The sequence below is a fragment of the Kitasatospora sp. NPDC087315 genome, assembly GCF_044744345.1.
GTDB lineage: Bacteria > Actinomycetota > Actinomycetes > Streptomycetales > Streptomycetaceae > Kitasatospora.
In genome coordinates, this window is the sequence record NZ_JBIUYD010000015.1 from 121034 (window position 1) to 145077 (window position 24044).

At 72.2% G+C, this 24044-nt stretch carries 24 protein-coding genes and 1 pseudogene; 11 read left to right on the top strand and 14 right to left on the bottom strand.

Features of this window, described 5'->3' with window-relative positions:
* Window positions 1-166 precede the first annotated feature (166 nt).
* The 3 genes from ACIO5D_RS22375 (at window position 167) to ACIO5D_RS22385 (ending at window position 4183) form a co-directional block, all read left to right on the top strand.
* Window positions 167-1942: an LCP family protein gene (locus ACIO5D_RS22375; RefSeq protein ID WP_363605267.1), complete on the top strand. Its 1776-nt coding sequence runs from the start codon at window positions 167-169 to the stop codon at window positions 1940-1942.
* A 210-nt stretch (window positions 1943-2152) separates the two neighbouring features.
* Window positions 2153-2884: a FadR/GntR family transcriptional regulator gene (locus tag ACIO5D_RS22380; RefSeq protein ID WP_363605266.1), complete on the top strand. Its 732-nt coding sequence runs from the start codon at window positions 2153-2155 to the stop codon at window positions 2882-2884.
* A gap of 66 nt (window positions 2885-2950) precedes the next feature.
* The gene (locus ACIO5D_RS22385; RefSeq protein WP_400797223.1) at window positions 2951-4183 is read left to right on the top strand and encodes a CynX/NimT family MFS transporter; all 1233 of its coding nucleotides are present in this window, start codon (window positions 2951-2953) and stop codon (window positions 4181-4183) included.
* Between the two features lie 86 nt (window positions 4184-4269).
* Here the strand turns inward: ACIO5D_RS22385 and ACIO5D_RS22390 are convergent, their stop codons facing one another.
* The 4 genes from ACIO5D_RS22390 to ACIO5D_RS22405 form a co-directional block, all read right to left on the bottom strand.
* Window positions 4270-4986: an ABC transporter permease gene (locus ACIO5D_RS22390; RefSeq protein ID WP_363605262.1), complete on the bottom strand. Its 717-nt coding sequence runs from the start codon at window positions 4984-4986 to the stop codon at window positions 4270-4272.
* Between the two features lie 66 nt (window positions 4987-5052).
* Window positions 5053-6015 (bottom strand): ABC transporter ATP-binding protein, encoded by a 963-nt coding sequence (locus ACIO5D_RS22395; RefSeq protein ID WP_363605261.1) that lies wholly within the window; start codon window positions 6013-6015, stop codon window positions 5053-5055.
* A gap of 9 nt (window positions 6016-6024) precedes the next feature.
* On the bottom strand, window positions 6025-6927 hold the full coding sequence (locus tag ACIO5D_RS22400) for an ABC transporter permease (protein WP_363605259.1): 903 nt from the start codon (window positions 6925-6927) through the stop codon (window positions 6025-6027).
* Entirely contained in the window at window positions 6911-7927 is a 1017-nt protein-coding gene (locus ACIO5D_RS22405) for an ABC transporter ATP-binding protein (protein ID WP_363605257.1), read from the bottom strand. The genes ACIO5D_RS22400 and ACIO5D_RS22405 overlap by 17 nt, the downstream gene beginning before the upstream one ends.
* Window positions 7928-8121: 194 nt before the next feature.
* Here ACIO5D_RS22405 and ACIO5D_RS22410 point away from each other — a divergent pair, with 194 nt between their 5' ends.
* Genes ACIO5D_RS22410 through ACIO5D_RS22430 form a run of 5 tightly spaced genes read left to right on the top strand, consistent with a single transcriptional unit; the run spans window position 8122 to window position 12863 of the window.
* Window positions 8122-8553 carry a type VII secretion target gene (locus tag ACIO5D_RS22410; RefSeq protein WP_363605256.1) on the top strand — a complete coding sequence of 144 codons (432 nt, stop codon included), beginning with the start codon at window positions 8122-8124 and terminating at the stop codon, window positions 8551-8553.
* A gap of 14 nt (window positions 8554-8567) precedes the next feature.
* Window positions 8568-10856 carry a hypothetical protein gene (locus ACIO5D_RS22415; RefSeq protein ID WP_400757979.1) on the top strand — a complete coding sequence of 763 codons (2289 nt, stop codon included), beginning with the start codon at window positions 8568-8570 and terminating at the stop codon, window positions 10854-10856.
* On the top strand, window positions 10853-11608 hold the full coding sequence (locus tag ACIO5D_RS22420) for a hypothetical protein (protein WP_400797225.1): 756 nt from the start codon (window positions 10853-10855) through the stop codon (window positions 11606-11608). The genes ACIO5D_RS22415 and ACIO5D_RS22420 overlap by 4 nt, the downstream gene beginning before the upstream one ends.
* Window positions 11605-12174, top strand: coding sequence for a hypothetical protein (locus ACIO5D_RS22425; protein ID WP_400797228.1), 570 nt, complete (start codon window positions 11605-11607; stop codon window positions 12172-12174). The genes ACIO5D_RS22420 and ACIO5D_RS22425 overlap by 4 nt, the downstream gene beginning before the upstream one ends.
* Window positions 12171-12863: a hypothetical protein gene (locus ACIO5D_RS22430; RefSeq protein ID WP_400797231.1), complete on the top strand. Its 693-nt coding sequence runs from the start codon at window positions 12171-12173 to the stop codon at window positions 12861-12863. The genes ACIO5D_RS22425 and ACIO5D_RS22430 overlap by 4 nt, the downstream gene beginning before the upstream one ends.
* A 31-nt stretch (window positions 12864-12894) precedes the next feature.
* On the opposite strand, the gene ACIO5D_RS22435 is transcribed toward ACIO5D_RS22430, so the two are convergent.
* The 8 genes and pseudogenes from ACIO5D_RS22435 to ACIO5D_RS22470 form a co-directional block, all read right to left on the bottom strand.
* Window positions 12895-13968, bottom strand: coding sequence for a hypothetical protein (locus ACIO5D_RS22435; protein WP_400797233.1), 1074 nt, complete (start codon window positions 13966-13968; stop codon window positions 12895-12897).
* Complete coding sequence (locus ACIO5D_RS22440) at window positions 13965-14867, bottom strand: hypothetical protein (protein ID WP_400654237.1); 903 nt, start codon at window positions 14865-14867, stop codon at window positions 13965-13967. The genes ACIO5D_RS22435 and ACIO5D_RS22440 overlap by 4 nt, the downstream gene beginning before the upstream one ends.
* On the bottom strand, window positions 14864-15778 hold the full coding sequence (locus tag ACIO5D_RS22445) for a hypothetical protein (protein WP_400797236.1): 915 nt from the start codon (window positions 15776-15778) through the stop codon (window positions 14864-14866). Before ACIO5D_RS22445 ends, ACIO5D_RS22440 begins: the two co-directional genes overlap by 4 nt.
* A 52-nt stretch (window positions 15779-15830) precedes the next feature.
* Window positions 15831-16817, bottom strand: a complete 987-nt coding sequence (locus ACIO5D_RS22450; RefSeq protein ID WP_400797239.1) for a hypothetical protein — start codon at window positions 16815-16817, stop codon at window positions 15831-15833.
* A 290-nt stretch (window positions 16818-17107) separates the two neighbouring features.
* Window positions 17108-17995 carry an LLM class flavin-dependent oxidoreductase gene (locus tag ACIO5D_RS22455; RefSeq protein ID WP_400797242.1) on the bottom strand — a complete coding sequence of 296 codons (888 nt, stop codon included), beginning with the start codon at window positions 17993-17995 and terminating at the stop codon, window positions 17108-17110.
* Between the two features lie 64 nt (window positions 17996-18059).
* On the bottom strand, window positions 18060-18527 hold the full coding sequence (locus ACIO5D_RS22460; protein ID WP_400797244.1) for a hypothetical protein: 468 nt from the start codon (window positions 18525-18527) through the stop codon (window positions 18060-18062).
* Window positions 18524-19060, bottom strand: a complete 537-nt coding sequence (locus tag ACIO5D_RS22465) for an ArsR family transcriptional regulator (RefSeq protein WP_400797247.1) — start codon at window positions 19058-19060, stop codon at window positions 18524-18526. The genes ACIO5D_RS22460 and ACIO5D_RS22465 overlap by 4 nt, the downstream gene beginning before the upstream one ends.
* 536 nt (window positions 19061-19596) lie before the next feature.
* Window positions 19597-19833 (bottom strand): annotated as a pseudogene (locus tag ACIO5D_RS22470) (LLM class flavin-dependent oxidoreductase); the annotation flags it as partial.
* An 86-nt stretch (window positions 19834-19919) separates the two neighbouring features.
* Between ACIO5D_RS22470 and ACIO5D_RS22475 the strand changes: the two are divergent.
* The 3 genes from ACIO5D_RS22475 (at window position 19920) to ACIO5D_RS22485 (ending at window position 21851) form a co-directional block, all read left to right on the top strand.
* Window positions 19920-20228 (top strand): hypothetical protein, encoded by a 309-nt coding sequence (locus ACIO5D_RS22475; RefSeq protein WP_400757994.1) that lies wholly within the window; start codon window positions 19920-19922, stop codon window positions 20226-20228.
* 53 nt (window positions 20229-20281) lie between these two features.
* The gene (locus tag ACIO5D_RS22480; protein WP_400797250.1) at window positions 20282-21532 is read left to right on the top strand and encodes a hypothetical protein; all 1251 of its coding nucleotides are present in this window, start codon (window positions 20282-20284) and stop codon (window positions 21530-21532) included.
* A gap of 127 nt (window positions 21533-21659) precedes the next feature.
* A complete protein-coding gene (locus ACIO5D_RS22485) occupies window positions 21660-21851 on the top strand; it encodes a hypothetical protein (protein WP_400757998.1) in 192 nt (63 codons plus the stop codon).
* A 238-nt stretch (window positions 21852-22089) separates the two neighbouring features.
* Here the strand turns inward: ACIO5D_RS22485 and ACIO5D_RS22490 are convergent, their stop codons facing one another.
* On the bottom strand, window positions 22090-23214 hold the full coding sequence (locus ACIO5D_RS22490; RefSeq protein WP_400797252.1) for a hypothetical protein: 1125 nt from the start codon (window positions 23212-23214) through the stop codon (window positions 22090-22092).
* A 288-nt stretch (window positions 23215-23502) separates the two neighbouring features.
* Window positions 23503-24027, bottom strand: a complete 525-nt coding sequence (locus ACIO5D_RS22495; protein WP_400797255.1) for a MarR family winged helix-turn-helix transcriptional regulator — start codon at window positions 24025-24027, stop codon at window positions 23503-23505.
* Window positions 24028-24044 lie beyond the last annotated feature (17 nt).

Sequence of the window (24044 nt, forward strand, 5' to 3'; positions counted from 1 at the left end):
GGCCTGCACCACCACCCGGCTGCCGACCCGTCCGGAAGTGTTTGTATGCTCCGCTGAAGCCCCGCGTCTCCCGGTGCGGTGCCCCTGTGCGGTGCTCCCGGCCGGCCCGGGCCGTGCCCGCCGGACACGCACAGCATTGCTGCTTCCGCCGCTGAGAGGTACGCGCATGTCAGGCCAGTGGGACGAGAGCACGTCGGGCGCGGACGGGCGGCGACGCGGCGGTGGCAGCTCGCGCGGTGGAGACACCCCGGGCACCGGCGCCTCACGCGGCGACGTGCACACCGAACGGGCGTCCGACGGCTCCGGCCGTGTCCCCGCGCCGAGGCCCGGCGGCCGCGCCGAGGCCCGACGGGCCGCCCAGGGCAAGGGCGGACGCGGCAAGACGGACGGCACCAAGGCGGGCGGCGCCGCCGAGGGCGGCGGCCGCGCGGCCGCGCGCAACAGCCGCAAGCCCAAGCGCAAGGTGAAGAAGATCGCCGCCTGGTCGGTGGCGGGCGTCCTGGTGGTGCTGGCCGGCACCGGCGGCGCCATCTACTACAAGCTGAACGGCAACATCAAGTCCTTCGACGCGGACGCCATCTCGACCGACCGCCCGCCGGAGGCCCAGGCCGACGCCAACGGCAACAAGCCGGTCAACATCCTGCTGATCGGCTCGGACTCGCGGGCCGGCAAGAACAGCGACCTCGGCGGCGGCAACGAGGGCGGCGCCCGCTCGGACACCACGATCCTGCTGCACGTCTACGCCGACCACAAGCACGCGGTGGGCATCTCCATCCCGCGCGACGCCCTGGTCACCATCCCCTCGTGCAAGCTGCCGAACGGCAAGTGGAGCAAGGAAGCGCCCGGGCAGATGTTCAACTCGGCCTTCTCCGTGGGCAACGCGGAGACCGGCAACCCGGCCTGCACCCAGAACACCGTGGAGAAGCTGACCGGCATCCGGGTCGACCACACCATAGAGGTGAACTTCGAGGGCTTCGCGGCGATGACCGAGGCCGTCGGCGGGGTGGACGTCTGCCTGCCCAACGACATCTACGAGGGGCACATCAACCCCAAACTGGGCAGGAAGGGCAAGGTCATCCTGCCCAAGGGCAAGCAGAAGGTCTCCGGTCAGAAGGCGCTGGACTACGTCCGGCTCCGGCACGGCGTCGGCGACGAATCCGACGTCGGCCGGATGAAGCGTCAACAGGCCTTCCTCGGCTCGCTGATGGCCAAGGTCAAGAGTCAGGGGCTGAGCCCGACCACCCTGCTGCCGCTGGCCGACGCGGCGACCAAGTCGATGACCGTCGACCCCGGTCTGGACTCGGCCAAGAAGCTGATGGACTTCGCGCTGTCGATGAAGGACATCGACCTGCACGACGTCAAGTTCCTCACCACGCCCTGGCGTTACAACGGTCCACGGATCGACCTGGTCCACCCGGCGGTCGACAACCTCTGGAAGACCCTCCAGGCCGACCGGACCATCGACGGCCAGGACGCCACCGGCAAGCAGGAGGACGCGCCGGAGACCCCGGCCGCCGCACCCGAGACCACCCCGGCCGCGCCCCCGCCGGTCGCCGCGAACGGCGCGCCGATCAAGGTCGCGGTCTACAACGGCACCACCGCCACCGGGCTGGCCGGCAAGGCCGCCGACACGCTCAAGGCCGCCAAGGTCACCGTCACCGGCGTCACCGACGCCAAGAACACCAACCGCGCCACCACCACGATCGAGTACGGCTCCGGCCAGAAGGCCAACGCGGAGAAGATCCAGGCGATGTTCCCGGGCGCCACCCTGACGCCGACCTCGGCCACCGGGATCAGCCTGATCGTCGGCAAGGACTACGCCGCCGCCAGCGGCGGCACCGCCGCCGGCACGCCCGGCACCCCGGCCCCGCTGCCCACCGAGGTCGTCAACGACGCCCGCTCCGCCGACGACGACATCTGCGACAACGTCTCCTACGGCTGACCGCCGGGGAGGCGGGCCTTCCCGCCTCCCGCCCCGCCGTCGCCCCGGCCGACCCGACCGGCCCGTCGTCCCAGCCGACCCGACCGACCCGTCGTCCCAGCCGACCCGTCCCGGAGGGTTCCGGGGGCGTTCATCTCCAGTTGTAGGATGACCGGGCAAGCGGTTGTAGGATGACCGATGACCAGCCGTCCCCGCCCGAGAGGAGCCCCCGTGACCAGCGGCAACGACAGCCTGCAGGCGGCCGGGCGGCGCTCCCTGGTGGACACCGCCATCGACCAGCTGCGCGAGCAGCTGGCCGCCGGCGTCTGGCCGGTAGGGGCACGGATCCCGACCGAGCACGAGCTGGCCGAGCGGCTGCAGGTCGGGCGGAACACCGTGCGGGAGGCGATCCGGGTGCTGGTGCACGCCGGCATGCTGGTCTCCCGGCAGGGCGAGGGAACGTTCGTCCGCAGCACCAGCGACCCGGCCTCCGTCCTGCGGGGCGTGCAGCGCTCCGGCATCCGGGACGTGCTGGAGGTCCGCGCGGCGCTGGAGGCCGAGGGCGCCCGGCTGGCGGCGCTGCGGCACACCCCCGAGGACATCGTCCGGATGCGGACCGCGCTGGCCCACGAGGCCGAGGTGATCGCGACGCAGCCCGAGCGGACCGGTCGCGAGGCGACCGTCGAGCACGACCTGGAGTTCCACACCGCCGTCGTCGAGGCCGCGCACAACCCGGCGCTGACCGAGGTGTACCGCTACTTCGGCGCCTCGGTGCGCGAGTCGATGCGGACGGCCTTCGGCGACCACGAGATGCCCGAGGTGGTCGTGGCCACCCACGAGGCGCTGGTGGACGCGATCGAGAGCGGCGACCCGGACCGCGCCGAGGCGGCCTGTCGCGCGCTGCTCGCCGAGCCGACCGCGGCCGTCGAGCAGCTCCTCGCGGCCATCGCGGCCCGGAAGTGAGACGGCGCGAGCCCTCCTTCCCCGATCCGCGCCCCTGATCTCACGTTTCACGAAAGAGCAGCACCCATGGCAGTCACCCGTGCCCAGCAGCCGGTGGTCACCTATCCGCTTCCCGTCCGCTCCCGGCTGGCCCACCCCGCGCTGCTGCTGACCGGCATCCTCCTGGTCGCGCTCAACATGCGCGCCTGCCTGGCGGCGGTCTCGCCGATGGTCGGCGAGATCCAGCACACCTTCGGCCTCTCCGCCACCGCGAGCGGTCTGATCACCACCGTCCCGGTGCTGTTCCAGGGCGTCGGCGCGCCGCTCACCCCCCGGCTGACCCGGCGGTTCGGCACCGAGCGGGTGGTTCTGGGCGCGGTGCTGGTGCTCGGCGCGGGCGTGCTGCTGAGGGTGCTGCCGTCGGTGGCCGCGCTGTACGCGGGCTGCGTGGTGATCGGCGTGGCGATCGCCGTCCTGAACGTCTCGATGCCGGGTCTGGTGAAGCGCGAGTTCCCGGGCCGGGCCGCGGCCATGACGGGTGTCTACTCGACCACCATGCTGGTCGGCGCGACCCTCGCGGCCGGCATGTCCGTCCCGCTGGAGCACGCGCTCGGCGGCGGCTGGCAGGCCTCACTGGGCGCCTGGTCGCTGCTCGCGCTGGTCGCGGCGGTGGCCTGGCTGCCGCAGGTGCTGCGCTCGCGGCAGGAGAAGGCGGAGGTGGCGGTGGGGGCTCCGGCCGGGCGGCCGATCCAGGGGATCTGGCGCTCGCCGCTGGCCTGGCAGATCAGCCTCTTCATGGGCATCTCGTCGCTGCTGGTCTACACCCTGGTGGCGTGGATGCCGACCATCCTGGCCGACCACGGGATGGACCGCGGCGAGGCCGGCCTGGTCTTCGCCTTCTCCAACCTGGTGCAGGTCGCCGGCGCCTTCCTGGTGCCGCTGATGGCCGGCCGGATGACCAGCCAGCGGGCGCTGGCCGTGGTGATGGCCGCGCTCAACGGGCTCGGGATCGCCGTCCTGCTGATCTCTCCGGTGCCCTGCGCCTGGGTGTCGGCCACCATCCTGGGCGTCGCCCAGGGCGGTTCGCTGGGCCTCGGGCTCGCCTTCATCGTGCTGCGGACCGACAGCGCGGCCGGCGCCGCCCAGCTGGGCGGGATGTCGCAGGCGGTCGGCTATCTGGTGGCGGCGGCCGGCCCGGTCGGCGCCGGGGCGCTGCACCAGTTGACCGGGGACTGGAACACCCCGCTGGCGCTGATGCTGGCGCTGGCCGCCGTCGCGGCCGTGGCCGGCTGGGGCGCCGGCCGCAACCGGACGCTCTGAGGCGCCCAGGTACTCAGCCCAGGTACTCAGCCCAGGTACTCAGGGGCACCCGCCAGGGAGGCCGCCGGCCGCGGCCCCCTGGCCGGTCACTCCTCGGCGGCCAGGGTCAGCCCGGCGAGCTTCACCGAGGCCAGCGCCGTCGCCACCACGGTGAACACCAGCAGCAGCGGGACGGCCACGCCGAGCGCGACGTCCGCGGTGATCGCGCCGTCCGCGGCCACCGCCTTCGCCACCGACAGGCCCCACTGCTGGACGCTCAGCGTCCGGGCGCCCGTCACGAAGTTGCCGATCAGCGACTCCCAGATCAGCGCGTACGCCAGACCCGCCACCACCGCGTGCCGGGTGACCACGCCGAGCAGCAGGAAGAGCGCGCTGTACACGGCACCGGCCACCAGGGTGGCCACGGTGTAGCCGAGCGCCAGGTTCTCCTTGGTGCCGTACATCAGCAGGCCGGCCAGCAGGGTGGGGATGCCCGCGAAGACCCAGGTGGTGCCGATCGCCACCACCAGCTTGGTGGTGATGATCTTCCAGCGGGGCAGCGGCTTGGCGAGCAGGTAGACGATCGAGCCGTCGTCGATCTCGGTGGCGATGGCGCCGGTGCCCACCACCAGGCCGAGGATCGGCACCAGGGTGCCGAGGCCCAGCTGGCCGAGGATCCTGACGGTCAGAGTGTGCTCGTCCCCGCTGGAGCCGCTGGCGATCGCCGAGACGAGCAGCAGCAGGGCGGGGACCACCAGCAGCAGGATGCCGCGGCGGCGGCCCAGCAGGCCACGCAGCGTCAGCCTGGCGACGGTCGGGTTCATGGTTGGTCGGCCTTCCTGGGTCCGGTTCAGGCGATCAGGCGATCAGGTGTACGGGCGGTCGGGCGGTCAGGCGGAGACGAGGTAGGAGAAGACGCTCTCCAGCGACTCGTCCGCCGGTGCGACGGTGTACAGCCGGATGCCCGCCTGCTGCGCGACCTTCGGCAGCAGGGTGGTGAAGCCCTGGAAGTTGACCGCCTGGATCCGCAGTCCGCTCCCGTCGCCCGCCGCCCTTCCACCGGGGCGCCGCGCGCCCGCCCCCGGCTGCCAGTCCAGCTCGATGCCGGCCGTGGACGGGTCGGCGATCAGCGCGGCCGCCAGCCGGCGATCGTCGCTGGAGTGGACCAGGTAGCGGTGCGGGCGGTCGGTCATCAGCCGGCGGATCTTCCGGAAGTCCCCGGAGGCGGCATGCCGCCCGGCGACCACGACCTCGATGTGCCGGGCCAGCTGCTCGACCTCCTCCAGGATGTGCGAGGAGAACAGCACCGTCCGGCCGTCCGCGCCGAAGCGCCGCAGCAGCTCCATCAGCTGGAGCCGCTGGCGCGGGTCCATCCCGTTGAAGGGCTCGTCGAGCAGCAGCACGGACGGGTCGTGGACCAGCGCGGAGGCCATCTTGACGCGCTGCTTCATGCCCTTGGAGTACGTCCCGGTCTTCCGGTCCTGGGCATACTCCATCTCGACCAGGCCCAGCGCCCGCTTGGCGGCGGCGGCCGGGTCGGCGAGGCCGTGGAGTTCGGCGTTCGCGAGAACGAACTCCCAGCCGGTCAAGTAGTCGTACATCGACTCGCGCTCGGGGACGAGCCCGATCTGCCGGTAGACCTCCTGGTTGCGCCAGATCGGGGCGCCGTCCAGGGTGACCGCCCCGGTGGAGGGGGCGAGGAAGCCGCTCATCATGTGGATGAGGGTGGACTTGCCCGCGCCGTTGGGCCCGAGCAGACCGGTGATGCCGGGGCCGATCGTCATGCTGATGTCGTTGACGGCGACCACGTTGCCGAACCAGCGGGAGACCTTGTCGATGGTGATGGTGGCCATGGTGCCCTCTCAGATGTCCCGGTAGCGGCGCAGCAGCAGCCCGTACGAGCCGGCCACCATCGCGCCGGCGGTGGCGGCGAAGGCGACCACACCGAGCGCACCGGGCGCGTGCATCCGGTCGAAGTCGCCGCCGATGTCGAACAGCTGGTTGGTGAGGCTCTCCACGAGCCCGTTCGGCGAGAGCAGCGCGATCCACTGCGCGGAGTCCGGGATCCCGACGGAGCCGACGCTGGAGATCCCGACGATGATGGCCACCACGGTGGTGCTGATCGCCAGGTAGCCCATGATGGCGGCCACCCCGAAGCCCCGGCGCGGGGTGGTGGCGGCGATCACCAGCGCGACCGAGGTGGGGACCAGTGCGTAGAGCACGGCCGTGACCAGGCCGTAGAGGAAGTGCGCGGTGTGGTGTCCGAAGTCCAGCCCACCGAGCAGCGCGCCGATGTAGAGGACCAGCAGCGGAGCCGTCATCAGCAGCAGCTGGGCGCAGACCATCGCGGCGAACTTGGCCCGGACGTAGTCGCCGCGGGTGATCGGGCGGGAGAAGTACAGCGGGACGGTGTGATGGCGGAGGTCCCGGGAGAGCAGGACGGGGGCCTGCGAGGCCAGGAAGATCGAGACGACCAGCCCCAACGAGCCGAGGTACTGCGGGTAGTCGACCGGAAGATCGGTGCGGCTCATGGCGAGGGTGAGCGCGACCATGACCACGGCGGGGGTGGTGACCACGCCGAGCACCAGCATCGGCAGCACCTTGGACTTGCCGGAGCGCCCGAGGCCGTACGCGGCGCGCAGGCTCTGGGTGAACAGCGAGCGGGTGGCGTAGGCCCGGCCGAGCCGGGGGCCGGTGTAGCCGCGGTAGCCGATGTCGTGGATGACGCCGGTGTCGGCCGGCCTGGTCTCAGGAGGCAGCGACATCTGCGGTACCTCCCCTGGGTGCGGTGCCGGCCGGCACGGTGCCGGCGTCGTCGGTGCCGGCCTGCCCGGTACCGGCCTGCTCGGTGAAGAGCTCGGAGACCCGGTGGCGGCGCTGTTCCAGCCGGACCAGCCCGAGGCCGAGGTCCGCGACGGCGTCGCGGATGGTGTCGTAGGTGTCGTCGCCCGCGAGCCGGACCAGCAGGACACGGGTGCCGTCCGGCTGTACCGACAGCCCGGCGGCGGCCAGCCGCTCGTACACGGCCGCGCCCGCGTCCAGGGCGAGGTCGTCCGGATGGTCCGTCACCTCGACCGCGAGGACCGCCGTCGCCTCGGTGAACGAGGCGGTGGAGGAGGAGCGCAGCAGCTTGCCGCCGTCGATGACCACCAGGTGGTCGCAGGTCCGCTCCAGCTCGCCCAGCAGGTGGGTGGTGACCAGCACCGAGATGCCGAAGTCGGAGTGGATCCGGCGGATCAGCGCCAGCATGTCGTCCCGGCCGACCGGGTCGAGCCCGTTGGTCGGTTCGTCCAGCAGCACCAGCTTCGGGTCGTGCACCAGCGCCTGGGCCAGCTTGACCCGCTGCTTCATGCCGGTCGAGTACCCGCCCATCGGGCGGTACCGCTCCTCGTACAGCCCGACGTGCCGCAGCGTGTCCGCCGTCCGCTCGCGCGCGGCGGCGGCCGGCAGCCCGGCCATCCGCGCCATGTGGACCACGAACTCCGTGGCCGAGACGTCCGGCGGCAGGCAGTCGTGCTCCGGCATGTAGCCGACCTGCTCGCGGATCTCCGAGCCCTGGGTGGCGATGTCCAGACCGAGGACCTGGCCGCTCCCGGACGTCGCCGGGGCGAGCCCGAGCAGGATCTTGATGAGTGTGGACTTGCCCGCACCATTGGCCCCCACCAGACCGACCACCCCGGGCTGCACCTCTACGGTGAGCTGGTCGAGGGCGGTGACCCGGGGGAACCTCTTGGTGAGGCCGTCCGTCTTGATGACAGTGGACACAGGGCTCAACGTAGTGTGCGCACGCCGTGCCCGCCATGAGCTGGAATGACGAACCCGGCATGATGCTTCGGTATGACACTCCCGCGCTGATCCCCTAGGGGTCGGAATCGGCCAACCCGGCTTGTACTCTTGTCAGATTCCTAACAGGGGGCCGTCGGGATCAACTCCCGGCGTGAGAGGGAGATGTGAGCACAGTGTCGGATCGTGCGACCGAGTTCGACCGGATGATGAACCCCTGGGCCTACGACGCCGACGGCAATCTCACGGTACAGGCCCAGCGGCAGGAGACCGCGCACACCAGGATCAACTCGGCCGGCGCCCCGGGCGGCGGCGGGAGCACCGTCACCGTCGACCCGGACGCGCTGGAGGCCGCCGCCGGCTCCTCCGACCAGATCCACGGGCGGCTGAACGGCGACGGCCGGTCCGCCGACGACGAGACCGCCACCGTCGCCACCTCGCTCGCCAACTGGCGTACCGGCAAGGCCGCCCAGGCCGCCGCCGCCACCTGGGACCAGCAGATCGCCGCACTCGGCGGCACCATCGGCGAGCTCACCCAGGCGCTGCACCAGACCGCCGGCAACTACCGCCGCAACGAATCGGCCGTCAAGCACGACCTGAGCGCCTGAGGGGGCCGGACGAGATGGTCGACTTCCACGAGTTGAGCACCGCCAAGCTGGACGTCCTCGGCACCGCCGCCTCCGCCTGGGAGGACGTCGTCAAGAAGCTGCGGTCGATGGACCAGGACTGGGACAACGCGGTGATCGCCAAGGTCGACTCCGCGAACTGGACCGGCCCTTCGGCCGATCAGGCCAGGCCGAAACTCCAGCGCGTCAACGAACAGCTGACCGCCGCCGTGACCGAGGCGGGCGCGATCGCCTCGATCCTCAAGGACGCCGGCCAGGACTTCCAGGCCGCCAGGTCCAGACTCGACAAGGCGGTGGCCGACGCCAGGGCCGCCGGACTGACCGTCAGCGACACCGGCACCGTCAGCTGGCCCCCGGCCGACCACGCGACCCGGCACGACCCGGACGCCAACCAGGCCTACCAGGCGGAGTACCGCGGCAAGGCCGAAGCCGCCCGGAAGGCGATCGACGCGGCCGTCCAGGAGGCCACCGCCGCCGACGAACGCGCCGCCTGGGCGCTCGGCTCCGACACCGCCACCGACAACGTGAAGTCCTTCAACGCCAGGGCCATCGGCGGCGGCCCGGAGGGGGACGGCGACCGCGCCGCCCAGCTGGCCGCCAAGGGCGGAAAGATCTCGGATGCCGAACTCACCGAGCTCAACTCCCTGTTGGCCGCCAACGCCAACGACCCGAAGTTCTCGACCAGGTTCTACCAGGACCTCGGCCCCAAGGGGACGCTACAGGCCTGGAACAGCATGGTCGGCGACGAACAGCAGTTCAACGGCGCGAGCGACGCCCGGTGGAAGCAGTACCAGGAGCTGCAGAAGAACCTCGGCCTCAACCTGGCCACCGCCACCCGCACCACCAACGAGCCGCACCTGTCCGACCAGTGGGCCGCCGACCTGCGCAAGGCCGGCTCCGAGACGATGTGGGACAAGCCCTACCGCCAAAGCGGCATGGACTACGCGCCGTACGGCTACCAGGTGCTCTCCGGCATCCTGCGCACCGGCGACTACGACCCGCGCTTCCTCAACCCGATCGCCGAGCACATCACCCAGCTGGACACCGACGAGAAGTACTGGCCGGCCCCGGTCTTCGGCCCGCGCAGCGACCGGCGCGGCTACAACCTGCTGGGCCCGGAAGGCGGTTCGGGCTTCGAGCCGACCACAGCGATCCTGGAGGCGCTGGGCCACAGCCCCGAGGCGGCCACCAGGTTCTTCCACGACCGGCCGACCGCGTACAACACCGACGGCACCGTCAACCCGAACGGCAGGACCACCCCGGCGGACTACCTGACGTACTTCACGCACGACAAGGAGTACACGCCGGACACCGTCTCGCAGAAGAACGAGCTGCGCCGGCAGGGCATGCACAGCGGCCCCGACGCCCTCGGCCACGCCCTGGAGGCGGCCACCACCGGCCGCCCGTACGACGATCCGTCGGGCCCGCCGGCCAAGCACACCGCCGACCAGGCCGACGTGATGAACCGGGTCGTGCAGACCTTCGGCACCCACGGCAACGGCGGTGTCCTCGACGATCTCAAGGGCGAGGACGCCAAGTTCGCCCCGCTGCGGGACAGCCTCGGGCACATGACCGCCGACTACATCGGCGACACCCAGCGCGCGCTCTCCCCGCACAAGGACGACCTGCCGGTCAACGGTGCCCCCGCCAACCTCAGGGAGGCGCCGGTCCGCGGCCTGCTGGACGCGCTCGGCCGCGACCCGGACGCCTACGGCGCCGTCGTCAACGCCAACCAGGCCTACTCCACCGCCGTCATCCGCGGCCACATCGACAGCGGGCAGACCGACTTCGCCCGGCTGGAGGCCGACATCGACTCCACCTCGCGGGCCGGCGGCGTGGTCAGCGGCATCCTCAACGAGGCCCGGATCAACGAGGTCCACAGCGAACACGCCGCCTCCGACAAGGAGTACAACGAGGCGCTGGAGAAGAACGCCGGCTACGCCAAGACGGTCTTCAGCAGCACGATCGGCGCGGTCACCGAGAAGGTGCCGGTCGCCGGCGAGGTGGCGAACTTCCTGGTCGAGGAGATCACCGACAGCGTGGTCAAGGCCAACGAGCGCGACACCACCGGGGAGGCCCGGCAACAGGGCCGCGACTACGTCGCCGACGGCCGCGGCAGCGCGGCGCTCGGCGCCAAACAGGCCGTCACCGACGCCGCGTTCGGGACGGCCCTCAGCGCCGACGACATCCGGCGACTGGCCGACAGTGCCGGAGACCGGGTGCTCGACGGCTACACCGACGGCTCCTCGGGCAGCCAGAGTTCCAACGGGAAGGTCTCCGGATGATGAGCGAACAGCGCCGACCGGCCGCCGCCGCGGTGGTCGTGGCCGCCGCCCTGGCCCTGGCCCTGGCCGGGTGCGGCAGCGACGGCGGTACCGGCGAGGGCGGCGAGGGCGGCAGCAGCGCCGGGGCGAAGACGGCCTGCGAGGGCGTCGTCCGCGAGAGCTACGCCGAGGCCGTACTGAGCGACGGCGCCTCGGCGGCGTACAAGCTGGACAAGCAGCTCGACGCGCAGCGCCAGGCCGGGCTCCAGCTGCTGGACTGCGCGGTCGACGCCAAGCGGGGGCCGGGCCTGCTCGTCCGGCTGGCCGGGAGCGAGACCCCGGGCGGCGGCTCCAGGACCAACGCCCCGCTCCCCGGCGAGCCGGTCTTCACCCTGGGCTTCGGCGACCGCAGCGAGGTCACCCGCTGGCGGGCCGAGCTCACCTTCCGCTGCGACGGCACCTACCGGCGCTCCGGTAGCGAGAAGGGGCTGTACTTCACCGTGCAGGTCGGCCCGAACGCCTCGGCGGGGCAGGCCAATCCGGCCGGCTCCCCCAAGTGGACCCCGGAGCACTGGGCCCGGCTCGCCGCCGACACCGCGCAGCGGGCCGCCCGCGGCCCGCTCGGCTGCACCGCGCCCGTCGACTGGCCCACCGGGGAGCCCGTGCTCACTCCGGCGGGCGGCGGGAACTCGGCTGCGGGCGGCGAGGGTTCGTCCTCGGGTGGTACGAGTTCGCCTTCGGGCGACGGGAGTTCGGCGAGCCCGACCGCGTGAGCACCGGTGGGCGGCCGCGGCGCGGGCGGCTGCCGGTCGGCCGGGCGCTGCCGGTGGCGCTCGGGCTGGCGGTCGCGGCCGCCGGGGCGGTCGGCTACCTGGACTGGCGCGCCCACCAGCCGGCGGAGGAGCCCGGACGGGCCGCCCGGCTCTGCGGCCTGTCCACCGGCGACGGCACCCCGCTCGGGCGGCTGCTGCCCCCGGGCGCCCAGGACGTGGAGGAGCGGGAGGCGAACGGTTACGGCGGCCCCGGCCCGAGGTCCTGCGTGATCCGGGTCGACGGGCGGACCGCGCTGACCGTCACAGCGGCCCGGCACGAGGGTTCGGCGGCGCTCTCCCCCACCGCCGCGGGGCAGCCGGACGCGCACGGCTTCGGCGCGGGCAGCCTCTCCGCCTCCTGGGCCCGGGGGGCCGCGGTCGCCGACTACTGCCCCGGCAAGGACCAGCCGGTCGGCCATGTACGGCTGGAGGTCACCGCCGGTGCGGCGGCCCGCGTCGGTCGGGCCGAGCTCGAGTCCGTCGCCAGGGACGCGCTGGCGCAGCAGCGGAAGGACGTCTGCGGATGAACGGGCCCGGTCGTTCCGTCCTGGCGGTCCCGGCCGCGCTGCTGCTGGTCCTGGGCGGTGGCCTGTTCGGCTGGCACCGCCATCTCGACGCCGTCGAGGACCGGCCGCCGGCCGTCGACCTCTCGCACGGCGAGTGCCGGGGCGCGCTCGACGGCCCCGGCTTCACCGGACTGCTCGGCGCCACCCACCGCGTCCGGGTCGAGACCCAGTACCGGCCGGGCGACGCGAAGTCCGCCACCGTACTGGCCTGTGTGGTGACCGGCCCGGGCGGGCGGACGCTCACCGTCACGGCGCGCGGCGCCGCCACCGAGGCGGAGCGCGACAGGGACGAGGCGGCGTCGGCGCGCGCGGACTTCCGCCCGTTCGGCGCCGGCCGGGCGGGTGCCGACGGGGCGGTGGTCCGTTTCACCTGCGCCACCGGTCCGGCGGACGGCACGGCGGGGTCGGGCGGCGCGGACGGCGAGGCGGGGTCGGGCGGGGTGGCAGGATCGGGCGGCGCGGGCGCCGGTCGGACCTGGTACTACCTGGCGACCGTACGGCTGGCCGGGGCCGGCGGCGTTACGGCCGCCGGACCGGGCCGACAGCGCACGGCCGGGCTGGCCGTGGACTTCGCGCGCCGGGCCGCCGAACGGGCACTCGGCTGCACCGCCCCCGTCGGGCTGCCGACCGGGCCGGTCACGGTGGAGTGACCGGCCCGGTCGCACGGTGGCGGCCGGTCCGTCAGCCCAGCAGGTCGGACTGGAGGGTGACGACCTGGCGGAAGGCGGCCTCGGGAACGCCGTCCGTGGGGTTGGTCATCACGACGATGCCGACCACGTCCCCGGCGTTCAGGTAGGCCAGGTAGCCGTTGGTCCGGGACTTGGTGGTGATCACCGGACTCTCCCGGATGGTGCGGTCCACCCCGGAGACGTCGTCCCAGCCCTGGGCGGAGCCGGTCTTGAGACCCGGCAGGTCCTTCCACTCGCCGTTGGAACGCAGGTCGGCGAAGACGTCCCAGGCCTCGGGCGAGGAGCCGAAGCGGAGCAGCCGGATCTGGGTGCGGGTGCCGTCGGAGGCGGTCCACTCCCGGACGGTGGCCGCCCGGCAGGCGTCCTGCAGCAGCAGGGCCCGCGTCCTGGCCGGGTCCAGCTGGTCCGCGGCGGCGGCGTCGCAGGCGACCCAGTCGGCGACGGCCGGACCGGCGGACGGTGCCGCCGTGGTGGCGGTGCCCCCGGCCGACGGGCTCGCGCTCGGGGCCGCCGTCCCGGAAGGACTCGCCGACGGGCTCGCGGTCGCATCCGCGCTCGCGGTCGGAGTCGCGCTCGCGGTCGGAGTCGGGAAGACCACCGGCGCCAGGGAGCCACCGGCCTCCTTGGGGACGGGCAGGAGCAGATGGCGCAGGTCGGCGGCGTGCCGGCCCTTGCTCTCCTTGGCACTGGGCGCGGCCTTGCCGGACGGCAGCGGCGGCAGGGCCAGCGCCGGGAAGGTGTACCGGCCGTCGCTCTCGGTCGCCAGCCCCGGGAGGTCGGTGCGGTCCGGCGCGGTGACGGCCGCCGCGGCGCCGGTACCGGCGAGGGCCAGCACCAGGACGGCCGCGCTCCAGCGCAGCGCCGCCTTGCGCCGGCGGGTACGACGGGCCGCGCGCTCCTCGGGCGTCTCCGCCGGCGGAGGCGGCAGGAGTGGCGCCTCCGGGGCGCTCCAGACGTTCACCTCGGCAGCCGGGGGCGCGACCGGGGCGGGCGGTGCGACCGGCGCGACCGGGGGCGCGTCGGCGGGAGTGGCCGCGTTGTCGTGGGGGGTGGCGCTGTCGGTCATGCGGACGCTCCCGGGCTGGCGAGGCGGTCGAGCTGCTGGACGAAGAGGGCGACGATCCTGTCCTTGGGCAGCGGTGCCACGCCCTCGGCGCTCATGACCACCAGGAGGTCGCCCTCGGCGGCCGAGCACTCCAGGTTGTCGATCGGCGCGGACGGCGGAGCGGGCATCAGGTAGCAGTGCGCCTCGGGGTGGCCGGGGATCTGCGGGCCGATGCGGAAGAGACCGGTGTCGCCCGTGAAGACGGCGGTGTACTCGTTCAGCTTCTGCACCTCCTGCTGGTTGAACTGGCGCAGCTTCATCCCGATGACGAGGTCGTCCGCCGTGTTCTTGTAGGTGCGCACGCCGGTGGCCTTGACGTGCAGGCTCTCCCAGTACGCGCGCAGCTTGTCGCGCTTCTCCTTGGGGATCTGCTGGAGGTCGTCGTCCAGCTCGGCGGAGAGCACGTCCGCGCCCAGCTCGACGTCGTTGCCGTAGCCGCCCTCGTCCGGGCCGAGTTCGTAGCCGGCCGGGACGGGCAGCAGCAGGTCGCGCAGCGAACCGAAGTGGTTGCCGTTGGACTTGGCGCCGAAGGGGGTGGGCGTGGCGGTCGGGGCGGGGGCGGTGGTCGGCCCGGCGACGACGACGGGAGCCGGGTCGTCGTACTGGGTCTTGATGATGCCGATGCCGATGCCCACACCGACCAGGGCGGCCGCCACCGTCGCGCCGGTGGCGCGGAGCAGCCGTCGGCGGGCCGGGGAGGGGACGGCCGTCTCGGGGGCGGCGGCCTCGGGAGTGACGGCCTCGGGAGTGACGGCCTCGGCGGCGGGCGCGTCCACGACGGGCGGTGCCGGCTCGACGGCGGCGGTCGGCTCGACGGTCGGCACGGGGGCCGCGGCCCCGGTCACGGTGCTGTCGCTCATACCAGCCGCTCCCACTGCTGCTTGGCGATGTCCTTCACGACATCGGGGTTCACCGGCTTCGTGCCGAAGACCTCGACGTCCATCACCACGGTTCCGCGCTGCGCGAGCGCGGACCCGTAGTAGAACTGCTCGGTGGTCTCGGCCCAGTACTCGGCCTGGGTGTCGACCTGGTAGCCGCCGTTGGCGCCCTCCGCGAACGGCGTGAGGTGGTAACCGGCCGCACGGGACTTCGCCTCGGCGGCGCGGTCCGCCGCGTACTGGATCAGGGTGACCCGGACCTTCAGGTCGTCCTTCTTCCAGTCGACCTCGACGGCCCGCCGGAAGTCCTTGGAGTTCAGCGCCTTGAAGAGCGAGGCCGAACTGCCGCTGTGGCCGGCCAGTTCGCCGACGGTGATCCAGCTGGGCCGGTCCGGGTAGTCGGCCCAGGCCGTGCTGCCGTCCGGAGCCGTCATCAGCAGCTTCCGCAGGTCGCCGTCGATGGCCAGCGCCTTCGGCGCCTCCGCGGCGACGGCCGCCGGGTCCGCCGCCTCGGCCGGGTAGGAGGGCAGCGCGACCTGGATCGGCGGCAGCGGGGTCGGCGGGCGGTTCGCCTGGATCGCGTACCCGACGGCACCGCCGACCACCGTGCCGAGCAGCAGGGCGGACACCAGCAGCAGCACCGGCCGGGGACGGCGCGGGGCGCGCACCGGCGGGACCGCGTCGGCGGGCAGGGCGGCGTCCGGGGCCGCGTCCTGGGCCGCGTCAGGGGCGACGGCCTCAGGGGCGACGACCTCGGGCAGCGGCGGGACGGCCGGCACTACAGGCGGGGCGGGCGGCACGGCGGGCACCCCGGGCGCGGCCGGGGGCGGTACAGGCGGAACGGCCGCCGGAGGCGCGTCGGCGGGCGACGGCTCCACGGATTCGGTGGTCACGAAGTGGCTCCAGAAAGGAAGGAAAGGTGACGTCGACGACGGGCGGCGGGGTTCAGCCGCCGGAGGACAGCCACTCGCGCTGGCGCTTCATCAGCTCGCTCAGCAGTGCCTTGTCCGGAGTGCCCTTCACTTCGACGTCGATCGTGTACTGGACGTCGCCCTGGCTGGAGATGCCGGTCATCGAGCCGGTGTACGCCTGCTGCTTGGGCTTGTGCACATAGCCGTGGGCGTTGGGATCGCCGTCGATGTCGATCGAGTCCTGCTTCATCGTGTAGCCCTTGGCGAAGTCGCCCGCCTCCCGGGTGGAACCGAAGTGCAGCAGGGTGACGGTGACTTCGGCCTTCCCGTCGGCCGTGCGGTACATCCGGCTGGCGGCGTCCTTGTACCCGTACGAGCCCAGGATCCGCATGATGCCGTCCTGGTTGCCGAACATCTCCGAGACCTCGTCGTCGGTCAGGGTCGCACCGTCGACCGGCCCGTACGACTCACCACCGTCCGGGATCGGGAGCAGGAAGTAGCGCAGATCGCCCTCGTGCTTGCCGCCGTTGACGCTGCCCTTGACGGTGCTCGTCGGCTTGGGCGCGGGCGGGACGGCCGGTACCTCGGTCGGCACGGCGGACGCGGTGGCGGACGCACTCGGGCTCGGCGAGGCGGTCGGTGACACGCCCGCGGCCGCCGTGCCGGTCGGTCCGGCCACGACGGCCGGCCGGGACTCCGGCTTCCCGACGGCCACGGTGACGGCCGCGCTGGTCGCCGTGACGGCGAGCAGGCCGGCCGTGGCGAGGGCCACGCCGACGGCGCGCGGCAGCCTGCGCGCGGGCGCGGCGACGGGTTCGGCGGCAGGCACGGGCTCGGCGGTAGGCACGGGCTCGGCGGTAGCGGGCTCGACGGCAGGCGCGGGCTCGACGGCAGGCGCGGGCTCGACGGCCGCAGGCTCAGTGGCGGGCTCGACAGCGGTCTTGGCGAGATCGGGCACGGGCGCGGGCACGGCACCGTTCACCGGATCTGCGGCGGGCGGCACGTTTTCGGGCGCGGACAAGGAACTCCCCCCGGGGAAAGTGGAATATCGCGCACGGGCCCCTCGCGAGCCACCCCCCGTGGCTCTCCAGGCCGACCGTCACGCGTCTCACCTGCAATTATGAGAGCCGGTCCACACCTCTGCCAACAAAATGAATCACCACACTCCCGCCCAATGATCAATCAAACGGACACGTCGTGATCTAACCGCAACGGGCCGCCGCACCGGATCGGGGCCGCGGTTCGGGAGCCGCCGCGTCCGACCGGCCCGACGGCCCTGCCGAGCGCGCCGAACACACCGACCGCGTCCCGTCAGCCCAACTGCGCCAGGCCCTCGGTGGCGATCCGCTCGAAGACGGCCAGGTCACTCGCGAAGATCGAGTCCGGCACCGGCCAGTGGATCACCAACTCCGTGATGCCCAACTCCTGGTACGTGCCCGCCCAGTCGACGAAGGCACCCAGGGACTCCAGCGGTTTCTCCGCCGTCGAGCCCTGGAGCAGCACCTTCTCCAGCTCGCCCACGTCCCGCCCGGCCGCCTCGCACGCCACCGTCAGCTTCCCGATCTGCTGGGCGATCACTGCGGGCGCCTGCTCCACCGGCACGTCCGCCGGCCCCTTCGGGTCCCCGTACGTCACCCAGCCCTGCCCGTACTCCGCCGCCAGCTTCAGCCCGCGCGGCCCGGTCGCCGCCACATAGAACGGCACCCGCGGCGTCTGCGCGCACCCGGGGATGTTCCGCGCCTCGACCGCCGAGTAGTACGCCCCCGCCTCGGTCGTCGCATCCTGCCGCAACAGCTTGTCCAGCAACGGCAGGAACTCCCCGAACCGGTCCGCCCGCTCCCTCGGCGACCACGCCTCCTGCCCCATCGCCGTCGCGTCGAACCCCGTCCCCCCGGCCCCGACCCCCAGCGTCAGCCGTCCGCCCGACACATCGTCCAACGACACGACCTCCTTCGCCAGCGTCACCGGATGCCGGAAGTTCGGCGAGGTCACCAGCGTCCCGAGCCGCAGCCGCTCGGTCGCCGTGGCCGCCGCCGTCAGCGTCGGCACCGCCCCGAACCAGGGCTCGTCCCGGAACGACCGCCACGACAGGTGGTCATAGGTGTACGCGGCATGGAACCCGAGTTCCTCGGCCCGCCGCCAGGTCTTCTGTCCTTCGGCCCACCGGTGGATGGGGAGGATCACGGTACTCAGTCGCATGCCGTCGACCCTACGGGAGCGGTCGTCGTGGGCCCTGGTCATCAAGGCAGGCCGCACCCAGGGGTCAGTAGCGGCTCATGTGGGGCATCGCCTTCTCGGCAAGATCGATGATCGCCTGCGCCTTCGGCAGATCGCCGCTCACCTCTTCGGGGGTGATGGCCGGGGCTTCGGCAGACCGGTACTCGCTCTCGTTGCGGCGGATCCGCATGCGGCTGAACGGTCGCAGGACTCCGCCCAACGGCGGGTCGAGCTGCGCCTTCACCGTTTCGTACACGGCGACATGGCCACCCCTGCTCGTGGCACGGAGACCCTGGTTCATCAAGACCGCGGCAAGCGCCTTGCGCGCGGCGTCGTACGCGAGGCTGTACGCGCCGACCGGGTCGACGTCGAGGAGCAGCTTCGCAGAGGCCAGGTGCTGCCGTGACTGAGCCAACTCCGCCCGGGCGTGCTCCGCAGACGCCGGCACCCTCTCGACCTCACGTCGCTGGATCAGGTCGTCAACGGTCGCACGGCCCTGTTCCCAGCGGTTCACGCGCCATTCTCCTTGTGCAGCGTCAGGCGGACCAACGGTCGCTCGCGGACCGAGGTAAGGAACGGTTCGGCGCTCTCCGAGGCCCAGGCCAGCGGGGAGACGCGGTGGACGTTGACCTCCCGGTGCAGCTCTCGCGAGGCCTGCTCGGCGATGTCGAAGAGCTCGTCCGGGTCGGGCTGCCCGACGACCAGGACATCGACATCTCCTGGGATCGGACCGGGCTCCCCCTCGTAACGGGCCGCCCACGAGCCGTAGATGTATGCCTCCTCGACTCTGTCGAGAGTCGAGAGGATCATCGTGAGTCGAGGCACTGGCCCGTATGTCACGAGCAGCAGGTCGCACAGCGGTCGATACAGCAGGGTGTCCGTTCGAGCACTGATGATCCGGGTACGGCCGAGCCGCTTCCCTGTGAGGATCTCAGCGCCGATCAGCCTGTCCACCTCTCTGAGCACCGCCGTGTGTGAGACGTCCAGCGCCTTGGCCAGTTCGATGAGCGTCCAACTGCGCTCCGGGCTCAGCAGAGTGAGCGCCAACAGGTCCCCCTGCAGCTGAGACCGGAACAGGGGGAGCAGAGAGGGTGCGGAAGGCTTCATTACGCGCAGAATATCATGCGCATAATGCATATATCGCCTCACGGTCAGAGAGTGATCACGCTGCGTAAGGCAGCGGAGCCGGCAAGCTCGCGCAGCGACCGGTACCCCACCCGGCTGCCCCACGGGCCGCCGGCGAGACACTCCTCCCGCACCTGCGCGAGTACCTGCTGCGGTCCGCCAACCCGGTCCTCGCCCGGGGCTGCGGCACAGCCCCCGCACCGATCAACCCGATCGAGCGCAGTACTCCTGATCCGCCGCCACTGTCCGAGGCGATGGCGATAGCCTGCCCCCGCAGTACACCGTCGTCTGCTCTCCGCGAAGGCCGCTGGCCCCCGTGTCCGGGGGCGGCCACCGGGCCGCCGAACACTGCCGCGACGTCCACTGATCGCGCTGCCGATACAGGACAGGTCGAGCCGATCTGCCGCCTTCATCACCTCTCCTCGACCCCGACGTCGCGTTCTCGCAGGTCAGGCTGCGATGGGTGAACGAGGCTTGACCGAGGTCACCAGCGTCCCGAGCCGCAGCCGCTCGGTCGCCGTGGCCGCCGCCGTCAGCGTCGGCACCGCCCCGAACCAGGGCTCGTCCCGGAACGACCGCCACGACAGGCGGTCATAGGTGTACGCGGCGTGGAACCCGAGTTCCTCGGCCCGCCGCCAGATCTTCTGCCCCTCGCTCCACCGGTGGTTGGGGAGGATCACCGTGCTCAAGCGCATGCGATCGACCCTACGCGTTCGCTCCGGCAGGTGAGGCTTCGAGCAACCCGCGGCGACGACGCCTGGACGACCGTTAACGTGGCGCCATGGGACTGGGCAAAGCCGAGCTTGAGGCCATGATCGATGAAGCCACCGTTGACGCCTACGGTGAGGACGAACAACTGACCGGGCTGTTCACCATGATCGAGGAGAACCTCGCGGTGCCGTTCAGCGCGACAGTTCTCGGCGTCGACGTGACCGTGCGCGGCGTCGACCTCACGCCGGACGGCCGGATCGTCGCCCTGTGCTCTCGCGGCCCCGTTCGACAGAAGATCGGGATCCTGGAGCTGCCGATGCCGACACCTGCCCCGGACGGCGCCGAGTGGATCGATGCCTACCGACACTGGGCCGGCTGATGCCGAGCAGCTCACACATCACTTCAGAACTGGCTCGCGGGGAGAGACAGGACATGGCGATTGCCGTTCGGGGCGCGGATCACGGCGAGCGCTCGCTCACCGATCTCATCGAGCGCAGTGCCGAGTTGAAGGGGGAGCTGGTCGCCTTCGCGCAGAGCGCGCGCTTCGACCGGTGGTTGACTCCCCTTCTGCTGGAGGCCGCGGGCCCTGAGCGGCTGCTGGACGAGGGTGAGGCCATCCGGATCATCGACCACTTCATCCTGCGGTACCGCCTGCCGGACGGTTCGACCGTGGTGGACCGATTCGTCGCCGGGCGGCGGGACTTGAGCGAGGCCGACCGGGAGATGCTGCTCGGCTGGCGTGACCCGGTCGAGGGCGTCTTCGAGATCCGGCGCAAGGACGGGGAAGCCGTCGTCCTGCTGAACCTGGTCGACGACCTGGAGTACCGCACGTACTCGAACGTCGGGCAGGCGGCCTTCCGCGAAGTGTCCAAAGGAGGGTTCCTCCTTGCCTGCCTGGTGCCCGTCCACTCGGCCGACGCCGCGTGGCTGATCTCGGGGGCGATGTCGTCCTACCCGAAGTCCAGCGCCACCGAGATCGCCCGGGCCGCACTCCAACTGGCGACGAACCACCCTGAACTGGTCTTCCGCAACCCCGAGAAGATCGAGCAGGGATGGGCGTCGATGCGGGAGGACCGGGCGGCGTTCATCGAGTTCTGCGGCAGCGACGAACTGGTTCTTCCCCCTGCCGAGGCCGAGGAGCGGCTCAACGCCTACTACCGGCACCGGCAGGAGGCCGCCGTCGCCGAGCGGCCCGACCGCGCCCGGGGCAGGCGGTTGCCAGGAATCGATCTGCCGGCCTTCGAACTGCCGCAATCCCTCGCGGACTCGGACACGGTCGGCGTCATCTACGACGAGGTCGACGGACTCAACTTCTACGCCGACTACGGGATGCTGCGGGACCTCTTCGCCGACCCGGCCCTCGCGGGCCGTAGGCAGCACCAGGACGTGCTGCGCACCTACCTGCGCGAGGAGTCGATCGCGCCCCTGCCGATCCACCGACTGGCCGCCGCCCACCCGGAGACGGTCGACGCGGTGTTCCGGAAGCTGCTGCGGAAGCCCGGATTCACCTGGGGCGAGGACGGCCAGGAGCTGTTGCGTCGGCGGAAGCCCTGGTACTACGCCCAGGAGCCCCGCCCCGGCGTTTCCGTGGTCGGCGAGCGCCTCGGCGAACTCGCCGCGGGCGGCCGACAACGGAAGCTCACCAGGGCGCGGCGCGTGCCGCGTCAACCCGATCACCCATAGGAGCGAATTGCGATACTCAGAGTAGGTACTTGCATAAGTCGCAAGCTGCTCTTCAATCTATGCAAGCTCCTCCGCCAGCGCTGCTGCCACTCCTGCGTACTGCCTTTCAGGGCAAGTAGGGGATGAAATGGCAGCAGGGCCGCCCCTCGGGGCAGCTCTCAGGCCCTTTGACCGTATGCGCCGACGTCGGAACCAGGCGGAGTACGCGGATCTGGACTCGCCCGAGATCGAAGCCCAGGATGCGGCTGACGACGCCCCGAAAGTCAAGGCGATCATCGAGCTTGCGGAGCGGGTCCTGGATGAGATGAGCCCCTTCTGACGCCGCTCCGGGCGCTGCTCGGGAGCGGATCGACCCAGGTCAATGCGTGAAGAAGCTCTCGGGCAACGTCTCCGGCCACGGCGCCGGGGCGGTCGCCCGCCGGATCCGACGGGCGCCGTGTGGACAGCCGCCTTGAGGCAGCCGTGCGCACTCGCCCGGTCTCGCCGGGCCGGGGCCACGCTCGCGCACGACTGCCACGCGCCGCCTCCGTCCGGCGTTGCCGGGGGTCAGGGTGGGATCAGTGCAGTACGTCCAGCTGGTTGGTCGCGTCGTCGACGAAGTAGACGGCGTCCTTGTCCAGGTCCACGGCGAGGCCGAAGAGCGCACCGGCCCCCGGAGGGTTGCCGCTTGCGTCGAGTTGGCGGAATGCCACCTGGGCGCCGCGCGGGGTGGTCTCCACGAGGTTGCCGTCGCCGGCGTTCACCGTGAGGATGTCGCCCCCGGGTGCGATCGCCAGGCCGAGCGGGCCGTTCAGCCTGCCGCCCGCGGTCACTTCCCGGCCGGTACCCGCGTCGGAGTCGCGGGTCAGTGCGTCCGGGATCGCGGTGATCCGGTTGCCGGCGGTGTCGGCCACGTAGAGGGTGCCGTCCTGGCCGAGTCCGACGCCGGTCGGGCCGATCACCAGGGCCGCCGGATCGGTGCGTTCGGTGAATCCGGAGCCGATCCTGGTGGTCGCCAACCGGCAGGGCGGCTCCCCGGCGCGCCCGGTGTCCAGGGTGATCCGCAGCACGGTGCCCTGATTCACGTCGTTGCCGCCGCCGGCCACCGTGCCGTTGAGCACGTTGGTCACGAACAGTTCGGTCCTGTCCCCGTGGCTCACCGAGGTCATGTCCCACGGGCCGTTGATGCCTTCACCGGCGAAGGTCTCGCGCACCGTGCCGTGGCTGTCCAGAACCAGCAGGCAACCCGCCCGGGCGGTGGCCGAGGTGCCGTCGGCCGTGGGCAGGCTGCCGACCACCACCCATCCGCCGGGGAGGACGGACAGCGCGGTGGTGAGCCCGACACCACCCGGGCAGGGGCCGGGCAGGTGGGCGGGATCGATCTCGGCGAATTGCCGCGCGGTGCCGTCGGGGCTCACCTGGACCAGCGTGGTGCCGGTGCCCTGCTGGTTGAGGCTGTTGTTGAAGTTGCTGACCAGCACATTGCCCCGGTGCAGGTCACCGGCGCTGTGCTGGACGACCGCCGTGCCGTAGGGGTTCAGATCGCCGTTGACCGGGACTGTCGAAGCGATGGGCGACACGGTGTTCAGCGGACCGACGAACGGCTCGCGGGCGCCCGCCGGGGTGGCCGTGGCCGTGCCGGCCGCCATGGCGACCACCACCGCGGCCATCGTCGTCAGGCGGGTGCGGACTCGAACTCTCACGTGAAGCCTCCTGGACATCGAGTAGGGGACGTCTGCGGACGGAACGGACTCCGCCGACGCCGCCGCACGTGCCTCCCGGCCGCATCGGCGCACCAGGAGCACCGAGCGGTGAAAGCGCTACCGCGGCACGGCCCGACCGGAGTTCGTCCCGGGCGACCCTGATCCGGCGTTGCTCATGACGTCACGCTAGGCAGGCCCGCGGGCGGCCGCGCGGTGACGTCCGCCAAGAGTGCGCTCACACGGAGTGACACCGTTCCGGGCGCGGCCGTGCCGGAGCGACGCCCCCTGTCAGGCTCGGCCGCGACGGCCCGGGGGCAGGTGGCGGTAGCCGGGGTGGACGCCGGAGGTGAGGCCCTGCTGGCGGGCGATGGTGTCGAGCAGCCGGGCCAGCCGCGCCCGGTCGCCCTCGTCGAGGGCGGCGAGGAGGGCGTCCTCGTGCTCGGCTGCGACCTTCCCCACGCCGCCGAGCACGCGGCGGCCTTCGTCGGACAGGTACAGCTCGTGGTTGCGGCGGTCCTCGGTGCTGCGCCGCCGTTCCACCAGTCCCTTGCGGTCCAGGTTGTCGATCAGGGCGACGACACGGCTGGGCACCACCCCGAGGTCGGTCGCCAGCGATCGCTGGCTGCGGCCCGGCTTGCCCGCGATCATCCGCAGCAGCCCGATGTCCGGTGGGGTCAGGCCGAGTTCGGCGACCCGTTCGGCGAACCGCGCGGCGGCGTGCGCCCCGATCTGGGCGAGGAGGAACGCCGCTCCGCCCCCGGGGCGCGGGGCCGGCGGGCCGGAGTCCTGGTCTGGTTGCCACGCACTGCTCACGGGGCTATGGTACGGAA